Below are 25660 nucleotides of genomic sequence, written 5' to 3' on the forward strand. Positions count from 1 at the left end.
GGTGCAACCCGGGTGGAAGTCCGTGCCGCTACTGCTCGGTGTTGTCGACCAGGCCGAAGCGCCAGGCCCAGGCGATCAGCGCGCCGCGGTCGTCCAGCGCCAGCTTGGCCAGGACGTGGTTGAGGTGCGTCTTCACCGTCGCCTGGCTGACGACCAGCTCGTGCGCCACCTGTCGGTTGTTCAGCCCCTTCGCCAGCAGCCGGACGACGTCGACCTCCCGCCTGGTCAGCCCCTCGGCCTCGGCGGGCAGCGTCGCCGACGAGGGCGCGGGCACGGCGGCGGGCGCCTCGGGCGCCGTCACGACGAGCTGCACGAGCCGCCGCTGCACGGCCGGGTCGAGGACGGTCCGACCGGCCGCCACGTCCCGGACCGCGGCCAGCACCGCCTCGCCGGTCGCGTCCTTGGTCAGGTAGCCGAGTGCGCCGGCCCGCAGCGCGGGCATCACCGCGTCGTCGTCGGCGAACGTCGTCAGGATCAGCACCCGTGTCCCCACGCCCGCTGCCAGTACCTCGGCCGTCACCTGCGCGCCGTCGAGCCCGGGCATCCGCAGGTCGACGAGGGCGACGTCGGGCCGCTCCGCCACGGCGAGCCGCACCGCCTCGTTCCCGTCGCCGGCCTGCCCGACTACCTCGATGTCCTCCGCCGAGGTCAGCAGCAGCACCACCCCGTCCCGCACCACCGCCTGGTCGTCCGCGACCAGTACCCGAATCGTCACGCGTCTGCCTTCCCGTCTGCCGTAGTGCCGCCGGTGTCAGTGCCGCCCGCCGCGGCCCCGGCGTCCTCCACGACCGGCACCCGGAGCGCGGTCCGCCAGCCCGCTCCCTCGGGCGCAGGTCCGGCGGTCAACGAGCCGCCGACGGCCTCGATCCGCTCGGCCATGGCGCGCAGCCCCGTGCCGCTGCCCTGTACCCCCGACGGGCCGCGACCGGCCGGCAGCCCGCGGTCCCGCACCACGGCGCGCATCTCGGAGCCCTCCCATGCCAGGAGCACGTCGATGACACTACCGGTCGCGTACCGCGCCGCGTTCGTCATGGCCTCCTGCACCGCCCGGTACACCGCGTGCCCGGCCTCGGGTGTGAGCCGACCGGCCCGGCCGCTGACGCGCAGCCGCGCCTCGCCCGGAAAACCCCTGGTCAGGCCATCGATATCGGCCACGCCCCGGAGTGGCACGGAACGCAGCGCACTCACCGCCGCGCGGGCCTCCTGCACTCCGTCGCGCGCGAGCTCGGCGGCGCGGTCCAGCGGCTCGGTCAGCGTCGCCGGAGCAGCGTCACGCCGTGCGATCGCCCTGATCGCCTGCAGCTGCATGGACAGACCGGCGAGGCTGTGCGCCAGCACGTCGTGCAGCTCGTGGGCGATCCGCCTCCGCTCCTCAAGGGCCGCCGCCTCCTGCCGGGCTGCGCGGGACGCCTCCACTTCGGCCAGCAGCGCGACCGCGCGGTCCCGTTCGGCCTGGAGCGCGGCGTGCTCGATCGAACGGTCGGCGAGCAGCCACACGCCGACGGCCGACAGCAGGCCGGCCATGCTGTCGAAGATCAGCATGACCGCGACGCCGAAGCCGACCGCCAGCAGCGCGATGCAGGCGTTGCGCACCGGCCCGGCCGGGATGCACATCGGCAGCACGGCGGCGGCGGCCAGCACCGGAACCTCGCCGAGCCCGTTGGGCACGAGAGCCATGACGGCGAAGCCGGTCCCGATGGTCAGCGCGACGCCGAACCAGGTCAGCGGCGTCGGCAGGGCCCGGCCGCTGAGCACCATGCCCAGCTCCGCGCAGAGCCCGAGCACGGCGACGACGACCTTCAGCGCCGTCCCGTCGGCCGCGATCACCGAGACCACCATGCAGGCGATCAGCGCGCCCGCGCCGATCACGTCACCGCGCTCGAAGATCCGGGGGCGGCCGGGATCGGCCGCGGACCGGATCGGGTCGGACCACATGCTCACCATTCCCGTGCTCCGTTCGCCGGCGGTCGGTGCACTCACGGCCGGCGGCGCACGGCGGCGAGCATAACCGAGCGTCCGAGCCGTCGCGGTCCCGACCGGCGCGGCCGGGTGCCGACCGAGGTGTCCGGTTCGGGGGCCGTCCCAACGGCGAATGACCGCAGGTCCGGTGCCGCCCTGTCAGTTCGGGGCGGCGCCGACTGCCTCCGGCCGGTCCTCGGCCCGGCATCCCGGTACGATGCCGACCGACGTGCGTCATGAAGTGTGATTTCGGGGGAACGACAGACTACGCGCGATCGTCCCCCGTTCCGGATCAGGAGAACGGGCATCAAGTGAGTTACCCGCCATATGGCCAGGACCCGCGGCGCCCCCAGGGCAACCCGCCCCAGCAACCGCCCTCCGGTCCGCCGCAGCCGCCCTACGGCCGGCCCCCGCAGCAGCCCCAGCCGCCCTACGGGCCGCCGCCGCAGGGCTACCCGCCGCGCCCGCAGCCCCAGCAGCCGCCCTACGGGCCGCCGCCGGGCTACCCGCAGCCGCAGCAGCCGCCGCAGCAACCCCCTTACGGCCGGCCGCCGCAGGGCTACCCGCCGCAACAGCCGCCCCAGCAGCCGCCCTACGGTCGGCCCCCGCAGGGCTACCCGCCGCAGAACCCGCAGCAGCAGCCGCCGGTCTACGGCCAGCCGCCGCGCCCGCCGCAGCAACCGCCGTACGGCGGTGGCGGCCAGGGCGGCGGCGGACAGGGCGGCGGGCCGGTCGGCCCGCCGGACTCCGGTGGCGGGTCCGGCCGTCCGCCGCGCCGCCGGGGCCGGAGCCTGGCGATCGGCGTGGTGCTGGCGGTGGTCCTGGCCGGCGGCGGCTACGCCCTGAGCTCCCACCACGGCGGCTCGCCCTCCAACGACACCACCACCGGTGGTTCCAGCGGCGGGACGGGCGGCACGACCACGACCACCATCGCCGGCGGCACCTCCTGGAGCCGTCCGTCCTGGGCGACCGCCGCCAACGACCTCGGCCCGGCCAGCCCGAACGCGGTGGTCACCGGCTCGGTCTACTTCGCCCAGGCGTCGCCGCAGAGCGCCAACCAGTACGCGACCGCCGTCGGCACCCCCGGCGGGCCCGACTACCACCACTTCCTGACGCCGGCCGAGTTCCAGAGCAAGTTCGCCAGCAAGCCCAACGCCGGGGCGGCGGTGATCGCCTGGGTCAAGCAGAACAACATGACCATCCTGTCCCAGGACAGCGAGTCGGTCCGGGTGCAGACCACCGTCGGCAAGGTCAACGCCATCCTGAAGATCAGGGTCGACCGCTTCAAGCACGACGGGCGGATCGACCTCTCCACCACCTCGCAGCCGCAGTACCCGCCGGACATCGGCGAGTACATCTCCAGCATCACCGGTCTGACCACCACCAGCCCGGTCACGCCCTCGATCGAGCAGGCCGGCTCCTTCTTCGCCGCCAGGGCGACCAAGGGCAGGAGCAAGGGCAAGGGGGCGGACAGCCCGGCCGACAGCGGCCAGGGCGGCTGCTCCCAGTACTACGGCCAGCACTCGGTGAGCGGCGCCCCGGCCGCGCCCGGGGGCGGCGCCATATCCACCCTGCTCTGCGGCTACACCCCGTCCCAGCTGCGCAGTGCCTACGGGGTCACCGCCAGCGGCCTCACCGGCCAGGGGGTGACCATCGCCGTGGTCGACGCCTTCTCCTCACCGACCATCCAGCAGGACGTCAACCAGTACGACCAGCAGGAGGGGCTGCCGGCGGTCGACCTGACCGTGGTGGGACAGCCCTCGTACGGGGCCACCACCACCGCCGCGGACGCCCAGGGCTGGTACGGCGAGGAGACCCTGGACATCGAGGCGCTGCACACCATCGCCCCGGCCGCCAAGATCATCTACTATGCGGCGGCCTCCGACGACGCGGCCGACCTCGACGCCCCGCTGCAGACCATCGTCAACAGCGGCTCGGCCCAACTGGTCAGCTGCTCCTGGAGCTCGCCCGAGAACAGCGGCGACAACAGCAACTTCAACCCCGAGAGCCAGATATTCGAGCAGGGCGCGGCCGAGGGCATCTCCTTCAACTTCGCCACCGGCGACACCGGCGACTACACCAAGGGCGAGAACGGCGGCCAGCCGTCGAGCACCACGCCCACGGTCGGCGAGCCCGCCGACAACCCCTTCGCCACCGCCGTCGGCGGCACCGAGCTGGGGATCGGCGCCCAGGGGCAGTTCTCCTGGGAGACCGGCTGGGGCGATGTGCTGTACCAGGCCGACGGCAGCGGCTGGGACACCTCCGACTCGACCTTCAACGGCGCCACCGGCGGCGGCACCAGCACGATCTTCCAGCAGCCGTCCTACCAGCAGAAGGCGGTGCCGAACTCGCTCGCGGTCCAGGGCGGTCTGAGCGCGCCGGCCCGGACCCTGCCGGACGTGTCGATGGACGCCTCCTCGATGACCGGCCTGCTGGTCGGCTCCAGCACCGGCACCATGCACTCGCACCCCAGCGGCAGCGGTGTGGTCTACACCGAGAGCAACACCAGCTACGCCGCCCAGCCGGTCGGCGGCACCAGCCTCGCGACCCCGCTGTTCACCGGGATGGAGGCGCTGGCGATCCAGGCCGCCGGTTCGCCGCTGGGCTTCGCCAACCCGGTCCTCTACAGCCTGAGCAACACCTCGGCCTTCTACGACGTGGCGCCGGACCCGGCGGCACTGGGCGGCCATGAGCCGTACATCGGCGGGTTCAACTCCTCCGGTGTGCCGCTGCTGGACGTCGGCGACAGCGACACCACCCTGAAGACCGCCAAGGGTTACGACGACATGACCGGGCTCGGCAGCCCCGCCCCGGCGTTCCTGACCTGGTTCAAGGACCACCCGAACGGCAACTGACCCCCGTCGTGGCCGCCTCCGCGCACACCGGCGCCCACCGGGACGCCCGGAGGCGGCCACGCTCACACCCGGGCAGGCCACAATGGTGCCCATGAACTCTCTCGCCCACCCGCACCTGCGTTTCGAACCCGTCGTCAGCGACCCGGCCGGTCCGCGCGAACTGGTGGTCCTGGGATCGACCGGTTCCATCGGCACCCAGGCCATCGACATCGTGCTGCGCAACCCGGAGCGCTTCCGGGTGGTGGCCCTGTCCGCGGCCGGCGGCCGGGTCGAGCTGCTGGCCGAGCAGGCGCTGCGGCTCGGGGTGGCGCGGGTGGCGGTGGCCAGGACCGAGGCGGTCGAGCCGCTGCGGGCCGCACTGGCGGCGAAGGCCGCTCCCGGCGCCGAGCTGCCGGAGATCATCGCCGGACCGGACGCGGCCACCGAGCTGGCGGCGATGGAGTGCCACTCGGTGCTGAACGGCATCACCGGCTCGATCGGCCTGGCGCCGACGCTGGCGGCGCTGCGGGCCGGCCGGGTGCTGGTGCTGGCCAACAAGGAGTCGCTGATCGTCGGCGGCCCGCTGGTCAAGGCGCTGGCGAAGCCGGGCCAGATCGTCCCGGTCGACTCCGAGCACACGGCGCTGTTCCAGTGCCTGTCGGCGGGCGACCGGCGCGAGGTGCGCAAGCTGGTGGTCACCGCGAGCGGCGGCCCGTTCCGCGGCCGGACCCGCGAGCAGCTGGCCGACGTCACCCGGGAGCAGGCGCTGGCGCACCCCAACTGGGCGATGGGCCCGGTGATCACCATCAACTCGGCCACCCTGGTGAACAAGGGGCTGGAGGTGATCGAGGCGCATCTGCTCTACGACATCCCCTTCGACCGGATCGAGGTCGTGGTCCATCCGCAGTCGGTGGTCCACTCGATGGTGGAGTTCACCGACGGTTCGACGATGGCCCAGGCCAGCCCGCCGGACATGCGGATGCCGATCTCGCTCGGCCTCGGTTGGCCCGAGCGGGTCCCTGACGCCGCCCCGGCCTGCGACTGGACCAAGGCCGCGACCTGGGAGTTCTTCCCGCTGGACACCGAGGCCTTCCCCTCGGTCGGCCTGGCCCGCCAGGTCGGCGAGCTCGGCGGGACCGCCCCGGCGGTGTTCAACGCCGCCAACGAGGAGTGCGTCGACGCCTTCCTGGACGGCAGGCTGCCGTTCACAGGCATCGTGGATACCGTGGCCAAGGTGGTCGCCGAGCACGGGAACCCGGGCCGGGGAACTACGCTGGCGCTCGCCGACGTCCTCGAAGCGGAGGCCTGGGCCCGCGCCACCACGGCGGCTTACGTGAGGGAAGAGGGTGGCCGATGACGGCACTCATGACGGTGATCGGCATTGTGATCTTCGCGCTCGGGCTTTTGCTCTCGATCGCGTGGCACGAACTCGGTCACCTGACCTGGGCCAAGCTCTTCAAGATCCGCGTGCCCCAGTACATGGTGGGCTTCGGCCCGACCATCTGGTCGCGGAAGAAGGGCGAGACCGAGTACGGCATCAAGGCCATCCCCATGGGTGGCTACATCCGCATGATCGGGATGTTCCCGCCCGGCGCCGACGGCAAGATCACCGCTCGCTCCAGCTCACCCTGGCGCAGCATGATCGAGGACGCCCGCGCCTCCTCGTACGAGGAACTGCTGCCCGGCGACGAGAGCCGGCTCTTCTACACCCGCAAGCCCTGGCAGCGCGTGATCGTCATGTTCGGCGGTCCGTTCATGAACCTGATCCTGTCGTTCGGGCTCTTCCTGACCCTGTTCATGGGCTTCGGCCAGCTGACCCCGGTGCCGACCGTGCAGAGCGTCGCCGCCTGCGTGGTCAAGGCCACCGACGCCGCCGCCGCCGGCAGCAGCTGCCCGGCCGACGCCAAGCCCTCGCCGGCCGCCGCCGCCGGGATCAGGGCCGGGGACACCATCGTCTCCTTCGACGGTCAGCACATCAGCAACTACGACCAGCTCCAGGCCGACATCCGCAAGTCCGCCCGGCAGACCGTGCCGATCGTGGTCCAGCGCGACGGCAAGCAGGTCACCCTGAGCGCGACCCTGGTCAGCAACCAGGTCTACGCGGTGGACGCCAGCGGCAACCCGACCAACAGCAACGCCACGGTCGAGGCCGGCTTCCTGGGGATCACCCCGCAGGAGACCAATGTCGGGCTGAGCTTCGGCGCCAGCATGGACCAGATGGGCACCATGGCCAGGACGGCCGCCAGCTCCGTGGTCTCGCTGCCGTCCAAGATCCCCGCGCTCTGGGACTCCGCCTTCGAGGGCGCCAAGCGCACCGACGACCAGCCGGTCGGCATCGTCGGCGTGGCCCGGGTCGGCGGCGAGGCCTTCGCCGAGAAGGCCCCGGTCATCGACAAGCTGGCCTTCGAGATCCAGCTGCTGGCCGGACTGAACCTCTCGCTGTTCCTGCTCAACATGCTGCCGCTGCTGCCGCTGGACGGCGGGCACATCGCCGGTGCGCTCTGGGAGGCGCTGCGCCGCAACGCGGCCCGGCTGCTGCGCCGCAAGGACCCCGGTCCGTTCGACGTCGCCAAGCTGATGCCGCTCGCCTACGTGGTGGCCGGGGTCTTCCTCTGCTTCACCGTGCTGGTGATGATCGCGGACGTGGTGAACCCGGTCAGACTGGGCAACTAGGGGCGAACACCGGGTGGCGGGGCCGGTCGCAGGTCGATTGCGGTCGGCCCCGTGCCGTACGGTTGTGCCGGGAGTCCTGGGACAGTTCCGGCACTCCTGGTCGCCCGGGACAGCCGGTCGGACCGCCGCCTCACCTTGGGGAACAGACCAGAGATGACCGCGATCTCGCTCGGAATGCCGTCCGCTCCGCTCAAGCCGCTCGCCGTGCGGCGGAAGAGCCGTCAGATCATGGTCGGCAGTGTGCCGGTCGGCGGCGACGCACCGATCTCGGTGCAGTCGATGACCACGACGGTGACCTCGGACGTCAACGCGACGCTGCAGCAGATCGCGGAGCTGACCGCGTCCGGCTGCCAGATCGTGCGGGTGGCCTGCCCCTCGCAGGACGACGCGGACGCGCTGGCCACCATCGCCCGCAAGTCGCAGATCCCGGTGATCGCGGACATCCACTTCCAGCCCAAGTACGTCTTCGCGGCCATCGACGCGGGCTGCGCCGCGGTGCGGGTCAACCCCGGCAACATCCGGCAGTTCGACGACAAGGTCAAGGAGATCGCCAACGCGGCCTCGGCGGCCGGGGTGCCGATCCGGATCGGCGTCAACGCCGGCTCGCTGGACGCCCGGCTGCTGGCCAAGTACGGCAAGGCCACCCCCGAGGCGCTGGTGGAGTCCGCGCTGTGGGAGTGCTCGCTGTTCGAGGAGCACGGCTTCCAGGACATCAAGATCTCGGTCAAGCACAACGACCCGGTCGTCATGATCGCCGCCTACCGGCTGCTGGCCGCCTCCTGCGACTACCCGCTGCACCTGGGCGTGACCGAGGCCGGCCCCTCCTTCCAGGGCACCATCAAGTCCGCGGTCGCCTTCGGCGCGCTGCTCTCCGAGGGCATCGGCGACACCATCCGGGTCTCGCTCTCGGCCCCGCCGGCCGAGGAGATCAAGGTCGGGAACCAGATCCTGGAGTCGCTGAACCTGCGCCAGCGCGGCCTGGAGATCGTCTCCTGCCCCTCCTGCGGGCGGGCCCAGGTCGACGTCTACAAGCTGGCCGAGGAGGTCACCGCCGGACTTGAGGGCATGGAGGTGCCGCTGCGGGTGGCCGTCATGGGCTGCGTGGTCAACGGCCCGGGCGAGGCCCGCGAGGCCGACCTGGGCGTGGCCTCGGGCAACGGCAAGGGCCAGATCTTCGTCAAGGGCGAGGTCATCAAGACCGTGCCCGAGTCGAAGATCGTCGAGACGCTGATCGAGGAGGCGCTGAAGCTCGCCGAGGAGATGCAGGCCGACGGCGTCGCCTCGGGCGAGCCGATGGTCGCCGTCACCGCATAGCCACGGGAGCGAGCAGGGGCGGGGCGGCCGGGAACCGGGCACGAAACGGATCCCGGCCGCCCCGCCCCTTGCCCGGCGCCCCACACCGGATAGGGTTCCTCCGTGCTCAGCAGTGCGGTGACGACCACCCGAGTCCTGGAGGCCGGCGACCTCCCGGCCGCCCTTGAGGTGCTCGACCGCGACCCCGTCGCCAATGCCTTCGTCGCTGCCCGGGTGGCCATCGCCGGCCTCGACAGCTGGCGGCTGGGCGGCGAGATGTGGGGCTGGTTCGAGCACGGACGGCTCGAAGCGCTCTGCTACGCCGGGGCCAACCTGGTCCCGCTCAGCGCCGGTCCCGAGGCCGTCCGCGCCTTCGCCGACCGGGCCCGCCGCCAGGGCCGCCGCTGCTCCTCCATCGTCGGCTCCGCCGAGGCCACCGCCGAGCTCTGGGCCCAGTTGGAGCCGAGCTGGGGGCCCGCCCGCGAGGTCCGGGCCAACCAGCCGCTGATGGCGACCTGGGAGCCCTCCGAGGAGATCGCCCCCGACCCCCGGGTCCGGCAGGTCCGGCGCGACGAGATGGACCTGCTGCTGCCCGCCTGCGTCGCCATGTTCACCGAGGAGGTCGGCGTCTCCCCGCTGGCCGGCGACGGCGGACTGCACTACCGGGCCAGAGTGGCCGAGCTGGTCACCACCGGCCGCGCCTTCGCCCGCTTCGAGGCGGGGAAGGTCGTCTTCAAGGCCGAGATCGGCGCGGTGACCGCCCGGGCCTGCCAGATCCAGGGCGTCTGGGTGGAACCCGGGCACCGGGGCCGCGGGCACTCGGAGAGCGGTATGGCCGCCGTCGTCGAGTACGCCCTCCGCGAGGTCGCCCCCGTGGTCAGCCTCTACGTCAACGACTTCAACACCGCCGCCCGCGCCGCCTACCGGCGGGTCGGCTTCGCCGAGGTCGGCACCTTCATGAGCGTCCTCTTCTGACTTCCCGGCCGCGCCCCGGCGCCGACGGCGGTCGGGCCCGTCACGGCTGGATTCCGGGGTGGCGGCGGGCGCGGGAGACTGTCCGCCCAGCAGCCGACCCGGTAGCGTCGCCACCCATGGACGACGTCACGATCGAGCCCTTCGACCTCGCCGGCCGGGCCGCCGAGGCCCTGGCCGTCCAGGCCGCCGCCTTCCGTCTGAGCGCCGACGAGGTCGCCGTCCGCCTGCAGATCGTGGGACGCCATGCGCTGGTGCCCGGGGTGCGGGCCTTCGGCGCGGTGGCCCGCAGCCACCCGGGAGCCGCCGGCCGACTGGTCGGATTCGCCTACGGCATGCCCAACGACCGTGCGCACTGGTGGAGTTCGGTGATCGAGCCGCAGCTGGAGGCGAACGGCCACGGCTTCTGGCTGGACCAGTCCTTCGCCGTCACCGAGCTGCATGTGCACCCGGACTACCAGGGGTTGGGCTTCGGCCGACGGCTGATCACCACCCTCTGCGCGGGCAGCAGCCTGCCCCGGACCATCCTGTCCGCGGTGGACCACGAGACCCCGGCCCGGAACCTCTACCGCTCCCTGGGCTACCGGGACCTGGCCCGCCGGGTGATGTTCCCGAACACCGCCGTCCCCTACGCGGTGATGGGGGCCCCGCTGCCGTTCCCGCCGCGTCCCTGAGTCGGCACCGGCAGCGTGGCCAGCAGCCGGAAGCCCTTCTCCGAGGGCCCGGCCTGGAGCGTCCCGCCGACGGCGGCCAGCCGCTCGGTCAGCCCGCGCAGCCCGTTGCCCGGCGTGCTGCCCGGCGTGCCGTTCGAGGCGGCCCCGTCGTCGCTGATGCTCAGCCGCACCGGGTCGGCGCCCCGGTCCAGGGTGATCTCGCAGCGCTTCGCCCCGCTGTGGCGGACCACGTTGGTGACGCCCTCGCGCACGATCCACGCCAGCAGGCTCTCGGCCTGGGCCGGCAGCGGCGGCCCCGACTCCTGCACCACCGGCTCGATCCTGGCGGTGTCCAACAGTGAGCGGGCCCGGTCGAGTTCCTCGGTCAGCGTGGTCTCCCGGTAGCCGCTGACCGCCTCACGGATCTCGGCCAGGGCCTTGCGGCTGATCTCCTCGATCGACTCCGCCTGGGCCACGGCCGCGTCCAGGTCGCGCGGTGCGAGCCGGCGCACCGCCTCGGCCTTGAGCACGACCACCGACATGGTGCTCCCGAGCAGGTCGTGCAGGTCCCGGCTGAACCGCAGCCGCTCGTCCGCGACCGCCACCCGGGCCAGCTCCTTCCGGGTCTCCTTCAGCTGCTCGACGACGCTGAACAGCTTGAGCATCACGAAGACGATCGTCCCGGAGAGCAGCGTGCTGTAGGCGGTGCCGAGGATGTCGGACTGCTCCCCGCGCAGGTAGGCGGTGAACGCCGCCAGTCCGGTGACGCCGATGATCACCAGCCAGCCGGACCGGCTGGGCGCCACCACCGCACAGACGATCGACAGCAGCGGGTACAGCGTCAGCGCGTGCGGCAGCGAGCCCGCGAGCGCCCCGGTCACCGGCACCATCAGCAGCGTCAGCGCGATCGGTACCCGGCCGTCCTGCAGCCGCGGCCGGAAGGAGGCGACGATCGTCCCGCAGTACAGCACCGCGAACAGGCCCAGACCGACGTAGGCGTAGCCGGGACGGGGGTACTCCCCGTGCATGACGGCGTGGAGCGGACTGAGCATCAGCAGCATCCACGGCAGCAGCGCGTACTGGCTGAAGCCGTTGAGCTTCTCGATCTCGGCGTCGCTGAGGGGCTTGCGGCGGGGACGGCCGGCCACGGGCGGGTCCTCTCGGAACAGGGTCTCGTCAGGACCGGGTCTCGTCAGGTCGAGGTGTGCCGCGGGGGACGGCAGGTCACAGCATGGCAGCGAACTCCAGGTACAACTCTGCCCCCTCAGTATCGCCGACGCCGAGGTACCGCAGTCCGGCCTCCACGCTGCGGAACAGGGTCCAGCCGCGCAGCCGTTCCCGGTCCACCTCGACGGCGTCGGAGAGCCGTTGCAGCCGCCGCCGGGCCACCGACTGCGGCCCCGGGGCGCCGGCCAGGGTGTCCAACCGGTCCTGGGCCAGCCAGGCCAGATCATAGGCGCGTTCGCCTACCAGCGGTTCGGGGTCGATCGCCAGCCAGGGCGAGCGCTCCGCCGCGAGCACATTGCCGTGGTGGAAGTCGCCGTGCAGCAGCACCTGTTCGGGCTCGGAGGCGATCAGCCCGGCGGCCGTCTCCAGGGCCTCGTCGACCAGCGTCCCGAGCCCGGCCGCGGCCGGCAGCGCGCGGCGCTCGCGGACGGCCGCGGAGAGCAGCGCGACCCGGTCGGCGACCGAGCCGAACGGATGCCCCGCGGGCGGGGCGACCCACAGCCGCTGCAGCGTCCCCTCGGCCTCCAGCATCGCCCGGGCCTCGGCCAGTGAGCGCAGCGGCACCTCGCCGTGCAGCCGCTCCAGCAGCAGCGCCCGGTCCTCCGGGGCGGCGGCCAGCAGCCGGACGGCGCCGCGTCCGTCCCAGTGCGCGAGGGCGGCGTGCTCCTGGGCCGACTCCGGGGTGGGCAGGCCGAGCTTGAGCACAGCCGGGGCGCCGTCGGCCCGCAGCACCTGGACCACCAGACTGCCTCGGCCGCCCGGCTCGACCACTCGTTCCAGGGTCAGCTGCCAGCGGTCGCGCGCCGCGGCGACCAGCGCGGGCAGCGCGGCCAGCCAGGCCGCGCCGCCGCCGGACCCGTCGGGGCGGGCGGCGACGGTCTCGCGGAGCCGCGGCGGGATGGTGATCTGCTGCTCTGACGCCGACATGCTGGCCCTTCGTTCGAGCGCCCGGTGCCGGGCACGGCCTGTCGCCAGTCCCTCAACATGAGGTGCCTCTTGGTGATTGTGATGGTGCGGTCGGCCGCTCCGCGCGTCCGCGTCCGCTAGGCGGCGCTGCGCTCGGGCAGTCCCGGGAAGGCGCTGCCGCTGCCGCTCCAGCCCAGGGTGTCCAGCGCGGACTGCCGCAGCGCCGAGGCGGCGCCCGCCCGCAGCGCCCCGGCCGTCGCCTGGACCCCGTTGGCGTAGACGGCGGCCAGCCGCTGCTCCAGCAGCACCGCCAGCCGGACGGCCGAGTCCTGGCCGGTGACCTGGAACGGCAGTTCGTAACCGGGGGCGGCGGCGGCCGGGGTGGCCGAGGCGGAGGCTATCTGCTGGGTCAGCGCGGCGCACCGGGCCTGGTGCTCGGCGAGCGAGTCGCTCGCCCGGGCCCTGAGCCCGCCGGAGAGCTGGGCGCCGATCACCCCGTAGCCGTAGACGGCCGCGTTCTCGGCGGCCAGCGCCGCCTGGAGCGCGGCCAGGGCCGGGGCGGCGAGGGCCGCCGTGCCCGGCATCGGGACGGCGGCCGGCGCGCTGCCGCCCAGCAGCACGGCGCGCTGGGCGCCGCTGGCGCCGATGGAGGCGATCAGCCGGGCCAGCGCGGGCGAGGCCGCGAGCAGGTCGTCCTCGCGCCCCTGGACGGTGGCGCGTTCGGCCGCCGCGAGCGCCGCCCGCCCGGGCGCCGGGACAGGGGCGGCGGTGGACGCCGAGGCGCCCGCGGTGGCGGCGGGAGCGGCGGCCGGGCTGCCGGAGCCGCTGCCCGTCGGTTGCCCCAGGGCGGTGAGCTGCGCCGTCAGTTGGGCCCGCAGCGGGCCCAGGGACGCGGTCGGCGCCGGGGTCGCCGCCAGCGCCGCGTCGTACTGCGCGGCCAGGGCCAGGGTGGCCCGCAGCTCGCGCTGCCGGACGGCGGTGTCCGGGTCGATCTCGGCCACCGGCCTGGTCTTCGGCCCGCCGTGCGGGCGGTTGTCCGGCGCCGCGCCGCAGGCGGTGAGCAGGCCGAGCAGCCCGGCCCCGAGCAGGGCGCGACGGCGCGGGGCGGGGGAGGGGAGCATGGTCACGGACACGGACGCTACCGTGCGCCCCGTTGACCCGGGCGGGGGCGTCCGAAAGTGGCCGAATCGGCGGTTGGCCGGTGTTGCGGATAAGCTGGGCCCCGTTCTTTGCGACCTACAGACAACAGCAGACGCGGCCGAGGAGTCACCCGGATGACCACCACCCTGAACGATCGGCTGCATGCCCTGCTGGAGCCGCTCGCGGCGACCGCCGGAGTCGACCTGGAAGAGGTCACTCTGAGCAAGGTCGGCGGGCGGCGCGTACTGGACGTGGTCCTCGACGCCGACGGCGGCGTCGACCTGGACCTGGTCGCCGAGCTGAGCCGCGAGTTCGGCCAGCTGCTGGACGGCCCCGAGGGCGCTGCGGTGCTGGGCGAGGGCGAGTACCGGCTGGAGGTCGGCTCACCGGGCGTGGACCGGCTGCTCACCCTGCCCCGCCACTGGCGCCGGAACACCACCCGCCTGGTCAAGGCGCAGCTCACCACCGGCGCGGAGGTCACCGGCCGGGTGACCGAGGCCGACGACGAGGGCGTGCTGCTGGAGATCCCGCCGGTCAAGGGCCGGGGCAAGGCCACGGAGCGCCGGCTGGCGTACACCGAGATCGCCAAGGCCCGGGTGCAGGTGGAGTTCAACCGCAAGGGCGCGGACGAGGCGGTGGCGGAGGGTCCCGAGGAGGACCTCGCCGACGCGGACTTCGAGGAGTTCGCGACCGAGGCCGAGTTCGAGGACGACGACCAGGCCTGAGCAGTACCCCGAACACATTCACGAGAGAAAGAGGAGGCGTAGCCATGGACATCGACATGAGTGCCCTGCGCAGGTTGGTGCAGGAGCGGGAGATCAAGTTCGACCTGCTGGTCCAGGCGATCGAGTCGGCCCTCCTCATTGCGTACCACCGCACTGAGGGTTCGCGGCAGAGGGCCCGCGTGGAGCTGAACCGCGAGACCGGTCATGTGACGGTCTGGGCCAAGGAGGAGGCGGACGAGGTCGCCGAGGGCGCGGTGCCGCGCGAGTTCGACGACACCCCGGGCGGCTTCGGCCGGATCGCGGCGAGCACCGCCAAGCAGGTCATCCTGCAGCGGCTGCGCGACGCGGAGGAGGAGCTCACCTTCGGCGAGTACGCCGGACGCGAGGGCGACATCGTCACCGGCGTGGTCCAGCAGGGCAAGGACCCGAAGAACGTCCTGGTCGACATCGGCAAGATCGAGGCGATCCTGCCGGCCCAGGAGCAGGTCCCGGGCGAGGAGTACAAGCACGGGCTGCGGCTGAAGTGCTACGTGGTGTCGGTGCGCCGGGGCGTGCGCGGCCCGCAGGTGACGCTCTCGCGGACCCACCCCAACCTGGTGCGGCAGCTGTTCGCCCTGGAGGTCCCGGAGATCGCCGACGGCTCGGTGGAGATCGCCGCCATCGCCCGCGAGGCCGGCTTCCGCAGCAAGATCGCGGTGTGGACCGGCAAGTCCGGGCTGAACGCCAAGGGCGCCTGCATCGGTCCGATGGGCGGCCGGGTGCGCGCGGTCATGGCCGAGCTGCTGGGTGAGAAGATCGACATCGTCGACTGGTCGGACGACCCGGCGGAGATGGTTGCCAACGCGCTCTCGCCCGCCCGGGTGACCCGGGTCGAGATCGTCGACTACGACACCCGTTCGGCCCGCGTCACCGTGCCCGACTACCAGCTCTCGCTGGCCATCGGCAAGGAGGGGCAGAACGCCCGGCTGGCCGCCCGGCTCACCGGCTGGCGGATCGACATCCGTCCGGACGTGGACGCCTCCGGCGCCGAGGGCGAACTGCGCGAGAGCGACCGCCGCGACGACCGGCGTGACGACCGCCGCGACGACCGCCGCTGAGCCCCGAGCGGCTTCCATCGAAGAACGAGTTCGAAGCGATGACCATCAGAGGGGTAGACTTGGACGTGTCTGGCCGGACGCGTGGCCGATCATGCCCGGAACGCACCTGCGTCGGGTGTCGGAAACGCGCGGCCAGACATGATCTGCTGCGTGTGACGGCGGTCGAGGGCGTCTGCGTCCCCGATCCCCGGGGCACGCTGCCCGGCCGGGGCGCGCATCTGCACCCCGAACCGGGCTGCCTCGACCTGGCGCTCCGCCGCCGGGCCTTCCTGCGGGCCTTCCGCCTGCAGGGCACGCTCGACACCGCGGCACTGGAGCGGTACGTCGGGGCACTGCCCGTGGCAGGGCACCCGTAGGACACGTACGCGACCCCCGCACCCCATGTGCGAGGGCCGAGCAAGGTACCTCGCGAGTTCGAAAGTAGGTCGAGATTGCGATGAGCACTCGATGAGTACGCGATGAGTACGAGCATGAAGTAGCGACGGTCCGGCGGAACACCCGGACCTAAAAGGAGCGAAGTGGCTAAGGTCCGGGTATACGAACTCGCCAAGGATTTGGGCGTGGAGAGCAAGGTCGTCATGGCCAAGCTCCAAGAGCTCGGTGAGTTCGTGCGTTCGGCGTCCTCGACGATCGAGGCGCCTGTCGTACGAAAGTTGGAAGTTGCCTTCGGCGGGTCTGCAACCCCCGCCAAGCCGGCCGCAAGCAAGCCGGCCCCCCCGAAGCCCGCGGCGGCGACGCCCGGTGCACCCCGTCCGGGCGCCCCGCGCCCCGCAGCGCCGCGCCCCGCCGCGACCCCGGGCCCGCGCCCGGTGGCCGCCGAGGCCGCAGCGACCCCCGCCGCGCCTGCGGCACCCGCCGCCCCGGCGGCCCCGCGTCCCGCCGCAGCTGCAGCCCCGGGCCCGCGCCCGGCTGCGCCGCGTCCGGCCGCTCCGGCCGCCGAGTTCTCGGCGCCGGCCCCGGCCGAGGCGCCCGCCGCTCCCGCGGCACCGCGTCCGGCCTCGTCCGCCCCGCGTCCCGGCGCCACGCCGGGCCCGCGTCCGGCCGCAGCCCCGGGCAGCCGCCCGTCCGGCCCGCGTCCCGGTAACAACCCGTTCACCAGCAGCAACACCGGCATGTCGCGCCCCGGTGCGCGTCCGGCCGGCCCCGGCGGCGAGCGTTCCGGCGCTCCGCGTCCGGGTGGCGACCGTCCCGAGCGTTCCGGCGCCCCGCGTCCCGGTGGCGACCGTCCGGGCGCCCCGCGTCCGGGTGGCGACCGTCCCGAGCGTTCCGGCGCCCCGCGTCCCGGTGGCGACCGTCCGGGCGCCCCGCGTCCGGGTGGCGACCGTCCCGGTGGCGCCGCGCGTCCCGGTGGCGACCGTCCGGCCCCGTCCGGTCTGCCGCGCCCGCAGGGCCCGCGTCCCGGTGGGCCGAGCCCGTCCGGCATGCCGCGTCCGAACCCGGGCATGATGCCGCAGCGTCCCGCCTCCAACGGTGGTCCGGGTCGCCCCGGCCCCGGCGGTCGCGGCCCCGGCGGCCCCGGTGGCCGTCCGGCCGGTCCCGGCGCTGCCGGTGGCGCGCGTCCCGGCTTCCAGGGCCGTCCGGCCGGTCCGGGCGCACGCCCGGCCGGTGGCGGCTTCGCCGGTCGCCCGGGTGGCGGCTCCGGTGGTGGCGGCGGCTTCGGCGGCCCGCGTCCCGGCGGCTTCAGCGGCCGTCCCGGCGGCCCGGGTGCCCGTGGCGGCACGCAGGGCGCCTTCGGCCGCGGCCCGAACGGCCGTCCGGCCCGTGGTCGCAAGTCGAAGCGTCAGCGTCGTCAGGAATACGAGTCGATGCAGGCGCCGTCGATCGGTGGCGTGATGCTGCCGCGCGGCAACGGCCAGACGGTCCGGCTGTCGCACGGTGCGTCCCTCACCGACTTCGCCGAGAAGATCAACGCCAACCCGGCCGCGCTCGTCTCGGTGATGCTCAACCTGGAGCAGATGGTCACCGCGACCCAGTCCGTTCCCGACGAGACGCTGCAGCTGCTCGCGGACGAGATGGGCTTCGTCCTGGAGATCGTCAGCCGTGACGACGAGGACCGCGAGCTGCTGGAGTCCTTCGACATCGACTTCGGCGAGGACGAGGGCGACGAGGACATGCTCGCCCCGCGTCCGCCGGTGGTCACCGTCATGGGTCACGTCGACCACGGCAAGACCCGCCTGCTCGACGCGATCCGCAAGACCAACGTGGTCGCGGGCGAGGCCGGCGGCATCACCCAGCACATCGGTGCCTACCAGGTGAAGGCGGAGGTGAACGGCGAGGAGCGCCGCATCACCTTCATCGACACCCCCGGTCACGAGGCGTTCTCCGCCATGCGTGCCCGTGGTGCCAAGTCCACCGACATCGCGATCCTGGTGGTCGCGGCCAACGACGGCGTCATGCCGCAGACGGTCGAGGCGCTCAACCACGCCCAGGCCGCCGGCGTGCCGATCGTGGTCGCGGTCAACAAGATCGACGTCGAGGGCGCCGACCCGGTGAAGGTCCGCGGCCAGCTGACCGAGTTCGGGCTGGTGGCCGAGGAGTACGGCGGCGACACCATGTTCGTCGACATCTCCGCCCGCCAGGGCCTCAACATCGACCAGCTGCTCGAGGCCGTCGTGCTCACCGCCGACGCCTCGCTGGACCTGCGCGCCAACCCCGAGCAGGACGCCCAGGGCATCGCGATCGAGGCTCACCTGGACAAGGGTCGCGGCGCCATGGCGACCGTCCTGGTCCAGCGCGGCACCCTGCGCGTCGGCGACTCCGTCGCCGTCGGTGACGCGCACGGCCGCGTCCGCGCCATGCTGGACGAGAACGGCAAGAACGTCACCGAGGCGGGTCCGTCCCGTCCGGTGCTGCTGCTCGGCCTGACCTCGGTGCCCCGCGCCGGCGACAGCTTCATCGTCGTCGACGACGACCGCACCGCGCGTCAGATCGCCGAGAAGCGTTCGGCCCGTGACCGCAACGCCATGTTCGCCCGCCGTCCGATGCGGATCTCCCTGGAGAACCTGGACAAGGCGATCGCGGCCGGCGGCATCCAGCAGCTCAACCTCATCGTCAAGGGCGATGTCTCCGGTTCCGTGGAGGCCCTGGAGGACGCGCTGGTCAAGCTGGACGTGGGCGAGGAGGTCGAGCTCCGGATCCTGCACCGCGGTGTGGGTGCGATCACCGAGTCCGACGTCGACCTGGCCATGGGCTCCGACGCCATCATCATCGGCTTCAACGTGCGGGCCGAAGGCCGCGCCCGGGTCGCGGCCGACAAGGAAGGTGTGGACGTCCGGTACTACTCGGTCATCTACCAGGCGATCGAGGAGATCGAGGCGGCGCTCAAGGGCCTGCTCAAGCCGGAGTACGAGGAGGTGCGCCTCGGTTCCGCGGAGGTGCGCGAGGTCTTCCGCTCCAGCAAGTTCGGCAACATCGCGGGTGTCATCGTCCGCGAGGGCCTGCTGCGCCGCAACGCCAAGGCCCGCCTCATCCGCGACGGAAAGGTCGTGGCGGAGTCCCTCACCATCGAGGGCCTGCGCCGCTTCAAGGACGACGCGACCGAGGTCCGCGAGGGCTTCGAGGCCGGTGTCACCCTGGGGTCGTTCAACGACATCAAGGTGGACGACGTCATCGAGACCTTCGAGATGCGCGAGAAGCCGCGCGCGTAACCAGCGCGTGCGCTGAGTGATCGGCACGAACGGTCGGGGCCGGTCGGCAGAAAACTGTCGACCGGCCCCGGCCGCATGTCGTAGCGTGAACGCTCGTACCAGCCCTTCGAGGCCTTCAGGTCGGCGAGACCTGTCCCTTATGTTCGTAGGAACACTCACGTTCGACCTGCTTCTCGGCGACGTCCACTCGCTCAAGGAGAAGCGTTCGATCGTCCGGCCCATCGTGGCCGAACTGCAGCGCAAGTACAGCGTCTGCGCGGCGGAGACCGGCAACCAGGAGCTGCACCGACGGGCCGAGATCGGCCTGGCGGTGGTCTCCGGGGAAGCCGCCTTCGTGGCGGAGGTGCTGGACAGCTGCGAACGGCTGGTCTCGGGCAGGCCCGAGGTCCAGCTGCTGGCCGCCCGCAGGCGGCTGCACGACGACGAGGACGAGTAGCCGCTCCGTCGGACGGCGACGGTGTCGAAGGGCACCGTCGCCGCGTAGGACAATCAGACATGGCATCCCTAGGTGGATGCGTCCGGGTACTGTGCCTCCCGGGGGACGCCCCCCGGACTCCGTGAGTGCACAAGGCCGGGAGACCGATGGGCGCCCTGGTGTCGATGACACGCAGGGCCCACAGCACGAGGAGGACCAGTGACCGACACCGCGAGGGCGCGCAAGCTCGCAGACCGCATCCGGGTGGTCGTCGCGGAGACCCTGGAGCGGCGGATCAAGGACCCGCGCCTGGGCTTCGTGACCATCACCGACACCCGGGTGACCGGTGACCTGCGCGAGGCCACCGTCTTCTACACGGTCTACGGCGACGAGACCGAGCGGGCCGCCACGGCAGCCGCGCTGGAGAGCGCCAAGGGCATCCTGCGGACCGAGGTCGGACGACAGACCGGGGTGCGCTTCACGCCCTCCCTGACCTTCGTCGCCGACGCCATCCCGGACACCGCCCGCCACCTGGACGACCTGCTCGTCAAGGCCCGGCAGGCGGACGCCGAGGTGCGCAGCGTCGCCGTGGGCAAGAGCTACGCCGGCGACGCCGACCCGTACCGCAAGCCCGACGAGGACGACGACCTCGACGCGGACCTCGACGACGACCTCGACGAGGACGAGTAGCCATGACCGGCGAGCCGCCCGCAGGGGTGCCCTCCACCACGGTGGAGGGCACCCCTGCGGTGCCCTCCCCCCGGTCCGAGCCTTCGGCGACCGAGATCGCGTCGGCCGGGTCCTCCTCGGCCGCGTCCGCCTCGTCCGCGCCGACGGACGCGGACTGGGACCGGGTGGTCGCCGCGATCGGCCGGGCCGCCTCGGTCGACCTGGTCTGCCATGTGCTGCCGGACGGCGACGCCCTGGGCTCGGCGCTGGCGGTCGGCCTCGCCCTGCGCTCGCTCGGCGTCGAGGTCCGGGTCTCCTTCGGCGACGACCCGCAGGTGGTCCCCGCCTCCCTGGGCTTCCTGCCCGGACAGGAGCTGCTGGTCCCGGCCGCGCTGGTGCCGGAGCGCCCGGAGCTGATGATCAGCTTCGACGTGGCCGACCCGCAGCGCCTCGGCCTGCTCCGGGCCAAGGCGGAGGCGGCGGCGGCGCTCGTGGTGGTCGACCACCACGCCTCCAACGCCGGCTTCGGCAGCCACCGGCTGATCGACCCGGCCGCCCCGGCCACCGCCGTGCTGGTGGACGAACTGCTGCGGCGGCTCGGCGTGCCGCTGGACCGCTCCATCGCGACCTGCCTCTACACCGGCGTGGCGACCGACACCGGCTCCTTCCGCTACGCCGCGACCACCCCGGCCACCCACGAGTTCGCCGCCCGGCTGCTGGCCACCGGGCTGCGCCAGGACCTGATCTCCCGGCGGCTCTGGGACACCCAGTCCTTCGGCTACCTGAAGGTCCTGGCCGCCGCGCTGGAGCGGGCCGAGTTCGACCGCACCGCCGCCGACGGCCTCGGCCTCGTCTGGACCTGGGTGCCGCACGCGGACCTGGTCGCCCACGGGGTGCTGCCGGAGGAGATCGAGGGCCTGATCGACGTCGTCCGGAAGGCGGCCGAGGCGGAGGTCGTGCTGGTGCTCAAGGAGGACCCGGACGGCAGCCTGCGCGGCTCCTCGCGGGCCAGGGGCGCGGTGGACGTCGCGGCGGCCTGTGCCGCGCTCGGCGGCGGCGGGCACGTCTACGCCGCCGGCTTCGGCTCCCGCGACGGCGTCGCGGCGACCGTCGCCCGGTTCCGGGCGGCCCTCGTCCGGAGCTGAGCCGGCGCCACTCCACCGCTGCCACTGATTTTCCGTCATTGATTTCCAACTGAGAGTCGGATCGTTGAAGCGCAAGGGAACGGGCCCGGACGGCCTGGTCATCGTCGACAAGCCCGCCGGGATCACCTCCCACACGGTGGTCTCCCGGATCCGCCGGCTGGCCGGCACCCGCAAGGTCGGCCACGCCGGCACGCTGGACCCGATGGCCACCGGCGTACTGGTGATCGGCTGCGAGCGGGCGACCCGGCTGCTCGGGCACCTGGCGCTGACCACCAAGACCTACCAGGCCACCATCCGGCTCGGCCAGGCCACGGTGACCGACGACGCGGAGGGGGAGGTCACCGCGACCGCCTCCACCGCCGGGGTCACCCCGGAGGCCGTCGCGGCCGGGATCGCGGCGCTGTCCGGCGACATCCAGCAGACCCCGTCCAAGGTCAGCGCCATCAAGATCGACGGCAAGCGCTCCTACACCCGGGTCAGGGACGGCGAGGAGGTCGAGCTGGCGGCCCGCCCGGTCACCGTCTCCCGCTTCGAGGTGCACGAGCGGCGCGAGGCCCTGGCTGAGGACGGCACTCCGCTGATCGACCTCGACGTCACCGTGGAGTGCACCTCCGGCACCTACATCCGGGCGCTGGCCCGTGACCTCGGCGAGAGCCTCGGCGTCGGCGGGCACCTGACCGCGCTGCGCCGCACCCGGGTCGGTCCGTACACCGTGGCCGGCTCGCACACCCTGGAGGAGCTGGAGACCACCTTCGCCGCCTCGGTGCTGCCGATCGCGACCGCCGCGGCGGCGGCCTTCCCGCGCTGGGACGTGGACGCCGAGCAGGCCCGGCTGCTGGTCAACGGCGTCCGGATCGACGCCCCCGGGCTCGGCGTGGACGAGCCGATCGCGGTCTTCGACCCGGACGGGCGCTTCCTCGCGCTGATCGAGGAACGCGGGGGCCGGGCCAGGTCGCTGGCCGTCTTCGTCTGAGCCGAGTTCTTTTTCCGCCGAGAGCGAACAGTGCTCGACTCTTCGGGCCGCCGCTTCACCCGAACGGGCGGCGCGCGGAGCGAAGCAGGGGGGTGCGCGGGGCGCAGGGGGTCGCGGGGGAGGGACGGCGGGAAGCCTCCGCTCAGGTGACGGCCTGGGCGGGGGTGGTGGGCGGTGCAGCGAGCCGAGGAGGCCCTGGTACGGGTCGGGGACCTGTCCGGGCGGGCCCGGGGCACGGCCTTCCACGTCGACCACCAGGGACTGCTGCTCACCGCGCACGAGGTGGTCGACGGCCTCCAGGACCTGCTCCTCACCTGGCCCGGCGGCGCCACCCGGCGGCTCGGCGCCGACAGCGTCAGCTGCCTGCCCGAGTACGGTCTGGCGCTGCTGCACACCGACGCCGTCGTGCCGCCGCTGCCGCTGGCGGGCGGCCACGGCACCCGGCTGGTCAGCCTCCACCTGGACGGGCAGGTGCTGCAGGGCGGCATCGCCGGGGTGGTGACCGCCCGCTACGCCGCGCGGACCCGGTTCCACCTGGTCGCCGACGCCTGGCTGCTGCACCTCGAACAGGCGCCGTACGGACTGCCGGTGCAGGCGGCCGGCTCGCCGGTGCTGGACGCCGAGACCGGCGCGGTCGTCGCCGTCGCCACCGTCGCCCTGCGCGGACGGCAGCACGGCGCGGTGCTCGCGGTGCCGCTCCGCTCCGCCGCCGGCCACCGCGCGGTGGCGGACCTGCTGGCCCGCAACGGCGCGACCGTCCCGGCGCACGGCCGGGCGCTCAACCTCGCCGGGGCGCTGGAACTGTGCGCCGCCACCCTCGGCCCGGTCGGCCGGACCGCCGCCGACCGGATCGAGCGCGCCGACGGCCTGGCCGCCGTCGAGCCCGGCTGGGCCTGCGACCCGGACCGGCCGGTGCTGGCACTGGTCGGCGAGCCGGGCAGCGGGCGCAGCACCGAACTGGCCGCGCTGGCCCGGCGGCGGGCCGGGGCCGCGCACCGGCTGCCGACGCTGCTGCTGCGCGGCGCGGAGCTGCGCGCCGGGGACGCCTCGCTGCTGGACGCCGCCGACCGGGCGCTGGATTCGGCCGGACGGCTGATCCATGTCGAGGGGGCGCGGACGGAGCAGCTCTGCCGGGTCGCCGCGGCCGCCTGCCGCCCGCCGCTGATCGTGCTGGACGGCCCGGAGGAGATGCCCCCCGCGCTCTTCGACGACCTGGACGCCTGGTGCGCGGAGACCGCGCGGCTGCTGCGCCGGACCGGGGCCCGGCTGCTGATCGGCTGCCGCCCCGAGTTCTGGGAGCAGGCCGGACCGCTGTTCCCGGCCGAGGACCTGTACGGCGAGGGCAGCCCGCAGGCCCTGCGGCTGGACGACCCGGCCGCGGCGGCGGGCCGCTCCCGGCCGAGCCGGCATCCGCTGACGCTGCGGCTGCTCGCCGAGTTGCGGGCGGCCGCCCCGCACCTCCCGCTGGAGCCCGAACCGAGCCGGGCGCAGCTGCTCGCCGCCCGGGTCGACCTCGCCTGCCTCCGCACCGCCGAGCGGATCGCGCTGCGCCCGCACGAGCGCCCGTACGAGCACCGGTACGAGCACCGGTACGAGCGCTCCGCAGCCGTGCCGCCGCCCGACCCCGCCGCCGTGCGCCGGCTGGCCGCGGCGGTCGCCGGGCGGGTGCACGAGGCGGCGCGGCGGATGCTGGGGCCCGGCGGCGGGACGCTGGACCGGGCCGGCTTCGACGAGCTCTTCCCCTGGGCCGGGGGCTGGGCGCAGGCCGTCCTCGCCGAGGGCCTGCTGGAACCGGCCGGGCCCGGCTACCGCTTCGCCCACGAGGAGGTCTCCGACTGGCTCCAGGGTGGTCGGCTCGACCTCGGCGCCGCGCTGGACGCGCTGCTCGGCGACGGCCTGCCGACCGTCCTGGACCCCGGCCACCGGCCGCCGCCCGCCGCGCCTGGGGCCCGCGGCGCGCACCGGCGCGGCGGCCCGCGCGGCCTGGCGGTGCCCGCCCCGGTGCCCGCCCCGGGCCGCTGCCGCCGCCGGCCCCGCGCCCGCTGCCGCACCACCGGATCGGACCGGTGCGCGCCGCCCTGCTCCGACTGGCCGGGGAGGACGGCGATCCGAGCGCGCTGGAGCCCTGGCTGAGCCGACTCGTGCTCCGGCTCGACGGCCCCGACGCCGCCGAAGCCGGCAGCGAACCGTACTGGTGGACCAGTCGGCTGCTGGCCTCGGTGCTGTCCGGACTCGACGACGCCGGACCCTACCTGCCGCTGCTGCGCACCCTCGCCGAGCGGATGGCCTTCCGCGCCGTCGAGACCGGGGAGCAGCCGCTGCCCGCCGGGCTCTGGTCCGGACTCCGGCTCCCGGTACCGGAGCTGATCGAGCTTCAGCTGCTGCTCGCGCGCGCCGCGACGGACGGCGGGACCCTGGCGGCGGTGGCGCCGCTGGTCCGCCGCGACCCGGCCGCCGCCCTGTCCGCGCTCTGCCGCCGGCTGCGGGACGAACGCCTCGCCGCCACCGTCGGCCAACTGCTGCGCGCCGTCCGCCGGATCGCGCTGGACGACCTGACCGAGGCGCTGGTCGACACCGCGCACCCGCGCGCCGACGCGCTGCTGCTGGAGCTCGCCGGAACCGAGCCCTCGGCCCTCAGCCGCGCGGTGGACCGCTGGGCGCACGACCCGCGCCCGGAACGCCACGTCGCCGCCGCCGTCCACGCCCCGGCGGTCCGCGCCGAGAGCGGCGCGGACCGGGCGCTGCTGCGCTACGCGGCCGAGGCGCTGCTCGCCCGGGACGGCGAGCGGGCGCTGCACGGCGCGGCCCTGGCCGTGCTGGTCGCCGACCCGGCGACCCGGGACCGGTGGCTCCCGGAGGCCGCCGCCCGTTACACCGAGGAGGATCCGTTGCTCCGGCCGCAGCACCTGGCACCCGGCCTGGACGGCCATCCGGTGCTGGTGCTGGCCGCCTACGCGGCCCGGCTGCACCGGCCGGGGGAGGAGGCCGGGGCGATCCTGCGCACCCTCGGCTCGGTCGCCGCGCCCCGGGCCCAGCCCGGGGCCGTCCGGTTGGTGGGCGAGCACCTGGACCGCCGTCCGGAGGCCGCCGCCCAGGTCGCGGCCTGGCTGGCGGCCCGGACCGGCCACGGCGGCGCGGACCGGGCGCTGCTGCTGTCCTTCGTCCGCGCGGTCGCCGGGCGCCCCGAGACCGTGCGTGCGGCCTTCCGCGAGGCACTGGTGGCGGCGCTGGGGCGGGAGCCCGCCGGACTGGGCGGCGAACTGCTGGCGGAGCTGCGGGCGGGCCAGCCGATGCGGGCCGGTGACCAGGCGCATGGCAGGCTATAGGGGTAA

Annotated in this window: 21 protein-coding genes; 16 read left to right on the plus strand and 5 right to left on the minus strand. The window is 74.0% G+C overall.

The genetic code is table 11. The features are described 5' to 3' along the window. Positions 1 to 28 precede the first annotated feature (28 nt). Positions 29 to 715: a response regulator gene (locus tag BS75_RS27665; RefSeq protein WP_034090203.1), complete on the minus strand. Its 687-nt coding sequence runs from the start codon at positions 713 to 715 to the stop codon at positions 29 to 31. Continuing rightward, positions 712 to 1944 carry a sensor histidine kinase gene (locus BS75_RS44870; protein ID WP_052069739.1) on the minus strand — a complete coding sequence of 411 codons (1233 nt, stop codon included), beginning with the start codon at positions 1942 to 1944 and terminating at the stop codon, positions 712 to 714. Before BS75_RS44870 ends, BS75_RS27665 begins: the two co-directional genes overlap by 4 nt. 326 nt (positions 1945 to 2270) lie before the next feature. On the opposite strand from BS75_RS44870, the gene BS75_RS27675 reads away from it, so the two are divergent. The 6 genes from BS75_RS27675 to BS75_RS27700 all read left to right on the plus strand — a co-directional run bounded on the left by BS75_RS27675 (position 2271) and on the right by BS75_RS27700 (position 10405). Next, on the plus strand, positions 2271 to 4814 hold the full coding sequence (locus tag BS75_RS27675) for a S53 family peptidase (protein WP_034090204.1): 2544 nt from the start codon (positions 2271 to 2273) through the stop codon (positions 4812 to 4814). Positions 4815 to 4905: 91 nt separating this feature from the next. Continuing rightward, on the plus strand, positions 4906 to 6150 hold the full coding sequence (gene dxr / locus BS75_RS27680) for a 1-deoxy-D-xylulose-5-phosphate reductoisomerase (protein ID WP_152646325.1): 1245 nt from the start codon (positions 4906 to 4908) through the stop codon (positions 6148 to 6150). Then, the gene (locus BS75_RS27685) at positions 6147 to 7466 is read left to right on the plus strand and encodes a M50 family metallopeptidase (protein WP_034090205.1); all 1320 of its coding nucleotides are present in this window, start codon (positions 6147 to 6149) and stop codon (positions 7464 to 7466) included. Before dxr ends, BS75_RS27685 begins: the two co-directional genes overlap by 4 nt. 153 nt (positions 7467 to 7619) lie before the next feature. After that, complete coding sequence (ispG, locus tag BS75_RS27690; RefSeq protein WP_034090206.1) at positions 7620 to 8780, plus strand: flavodoxin-dependent (E)-4-hydroxy-3-methylbut-2-enyl-diphosphate synthase; 1161 nt, start codon at positions 7620 to 7622, stop codon at positions 8778 to 8780. Between the two features lie 102 nt (positions 8781 to 8882). Further along, positions 8883 to 9734 carry a GNAT family N-acetyltransferase gene (locus BS75_RS27695; protein ID WP_231607907.1) on the plus strand — a complete coding sequence of 284 codons (852 nt, stop codon included), beginning with the start codon at positions 8883 to 8885 and terminating at the stop codon, positions 9732 to 9734. Between the two features lie 116 nt (positions 9735 to 9850). Further along, complete coding sequence (locus BS75_RS27700) at positions 9851 to 10405, plus strand: GNAT family N-acetyltransferase (protein ID WP_034090207.1); 555 nt, start codon at positions 9851 to 9853, stop codon at positions 10403 to 10405. Here the strand turns inward: BS75_RS27700 and BS75_RS27705 are convergent. The 3 genes from BS75_RS27705 to BS75_RS50675 form a co-directional block, all read right to left on the minus strand. Next, positions 10360 to 11532, minus strand: coding sequence for a sensor histidine kinase (locus tag BS75_RS27705; protein ID WP_052069740.1), 1173 nt, complete (start codon positions 11530 to 11532; stop codon positions 10360 to 10362). The two genes, BS75_RS27700 and BS75_RS27705, sit on opposite strands and share 46 nt — an antisense overlap. Before the next feature lie 76 nt (positions 11533 to 11608). Further along, the gene (locus tag BS75_RS27710) at positions 11609 to 12538 is read right to left on the minus strand and encodes an aminoglycoside phosphotransferase family protein (protein WP_034090208.1); all 930 of its coding nucleotides are present in this window, start codon (positions 12536 to 12538) and stop codon (positions 11609 to 11611) included. 116 nt (positions 12539 to 12654) lie between these two features. Beyond that, entirely contained in the window at positions 12655 to 13650 is a 996-nt protein-coding gene (locus BS75_RS50675) for a ferritin-like domain-containing protein (protein ID WP_231607908.1), read from the minus strand. Positions 13651 to 13791: 141 nt separating this feature from the next. Between BS75_RS50675 and rimP the strand changes: the two genes are divergently transcribed. The 10 genes from rimP to BS75_RS27765 all read left to right on the plus strand — a co-directional run bounded on the left by rimP (position 13792) and on the right by BS75_RS27765 (position 25654). After that, positions 13792 to 14382, plus strand: a complete 591-nt coding sequence (gene rimP / locus BS75_RS27720; RefSeq protein ID WP_034090209.1) for a ribosome maturation factor RimP — start codon at positions 13792 to 13794, stop codon at positions 14380 to 14382. Positions 14383 to 14426: 44 nt separating this feature from the next. Then, positions 14427 to 15479 carry a transcription termination factor NusA gene (gene nusA / locus BS75_RS27725; protein WP_052069741.1) on the plus strand — a complete coding sequence of 351 codons (1053 nt, stop codon included), beginning with the start codon at positions 14427 to 14429 and terminating at the stop codon, positions 15477 to 15479. A 65-nt stretch (positions 15480 to 15544) separates the two neighbouring features. After that, positions 15545 to 15835: a YlxR family protein gene (locus BS75_RS27730; RefSeq protein WP_042440730.1), complete on the plus strand. Its 291-nt coding sequence runs from the start codon at positions 15545 to 15547 to the stop codon at positions 15833 to 15835. Between the two features lie 162 nt (positions 15836 to 15997). Beyond that, positions 15998 to 19126, plus strand: coding sequence for a translation initiation factor IF-2 (infB, locus tag BS75_RS46990; protein WP_081982618.1), 3129 nt, complete (start codon positions 15998 to 16000; stop codon positions 19124 to 19126). A gap of 139 nt (positions 19127 to 19265) precedes the next feature. Then, the gene (locus tag BS75_RS27740) at positions 19266 to 19562 is read left to right on the plus strand and encodes a DUF503 domain-containing protein (protein WP_034090211.1); all 297 of its coding nucleotides are present in this window, start codon (positions 19266 to 19268) and stop codon (positions 19560 to 19562) included. Positions 19563 to 19760: 198 nt separating this feature from the next. Then, positions 19761 to 20231 carry a 30S ribosome-binding factor RbfA gene (rbfA, locus tag BS75_RS27745; protein ID WP_034090212.1) on the plus strand — a complete coding sequence of 157 codons (471 nt, stop codon included), beginning with the start codon at positions 19761 to 19763 and terminating at the stop codon, positions 20229 to 20231. Positions 20232 to 20233: 2 nt separating this feature from the next. Then, on the plus strand, positions 20234 to 21355 hold the full coding sequence (locus BS75_RS27750; protein ID WP_081982620.1) for a DHH family phosphoesterase: 1122 nt from the start codon (positions 20234 to 20236) through the stop codon (positions 21353 to 21355). Between the two features lie 64 nt (positions 21356 to 21419). Then, positions 21420 to 22328 carry a tRNA pseudouridine(55) synthase TruB gene (gene truB / locus BS75_RS27755; RefSeq protein ID WP_034090213.1) on the plus strand — a complete coding sequence of 303 codons (909 nt, stop codon included), beginning with the start codon at positions 21420 to 21422 and terminating at the stop codon, positions 22326 to 22328. Positions 22329 to 22502: 174 nt separating this feature from the next. Further along, positions 22503 to 24461 carry a serine protease family protein gene (locus BS75_RS27760; protein ID WP_052069742.1) on the plus strand — a complete coding sequence of 653 codons (1959 nt, stop codon included), beginning with the start codon at positions 22503 to 22505 and terminating at the stop codon, positions 24459 to 24461. Further along, on the plus strand, positions 24395 to 25654 hold the full coding sequence (locus BS75_RS27765; RefSeq protein ID WP_034090214.1) for a hypothetical protein: 1260 nt from the start codon (positions 24395 to 24397) through the stop codon (positions 25652 to 25654). Before BS75_RS27760 ends, BS75_RS27765 begins: the two co-directional genes overlap by 67 nt. Positions 25655 to 25660 lie beyond the last annotated feature (6 nt).

The sequence above is a fragment of the Streptacidiphilus albus JL83 genome, from assembly GCF_000744705.1.
Lineage (GTDB): Bacteria > Actinomycetota > Actinomycetes > Streptomycetales > Streptomycetaceae > Streptacidiphilus > Streptacidiphilus albus.